At 71.0% G+C, this 410-nt stretch carries 1 protein-coding gene; it reads left to right on the top strand.

Annotated features, from left to right (window positions below):
* A partial coding sequence (locus tag ADK86_RS17135) for a histidine kinase dimerization/phospho-acceptor domain-containing protein (protein WP_159393872.1) occupies positions 1 to 410 on the top strand: 410 nt, incomplete at both ends.

The raw sequence follows: 410 nt of genomic DNA, 5'->3' as shown, positions 1-410 counted from the left end.
GCGTTCGCCTTCGGGTACGCGATGGCCGGCCGCGTCCTGTCGCCGCTGGGCCGGATCACCCGGACCGCGCAGCGGGTGGCCGGTTCGGACCTGCACCGGCGTATCGAGCTGGGCGGTCCGGACGACGAGCTCAAGGAGCTGGCCGACACCTTCGACGAGATGCTCGACCGCCTGGACCGGGCGTTCGAGTCGCAGCGCCGTTTCGTGGCCAACGCCTCGCACGAGCTGCGCACCCCGCTGGCGATCAACCGCACGCTGCTGGAGGTGCAGCTCGCCGATCCGGACGCGTCGCCGGAGCTGGCGCAGCTGGGCAAGACGCTGCTGGCGACCAACGAGCGCAGCGAGCAGCTGGTCGAGGGCCTGCTGCTGCTCGCCCGCAGCGAGAACAAGATCGTGGACAAGAAGCCGGT

Source organism: Streptomyces sp. NRRL F-5755 (assembly GCF_001279365.1).
GTDB lineage: Bacteria > Actinomycetota > Actinomycetes > Streptomycetales > Streptomycetaceae > Streptomyces > Streptomyces rimosus.
Note: the sequence above shows the minus strand (reverse complement) of the source record. Positions and strands in the feature narration are given on the sequence as shown.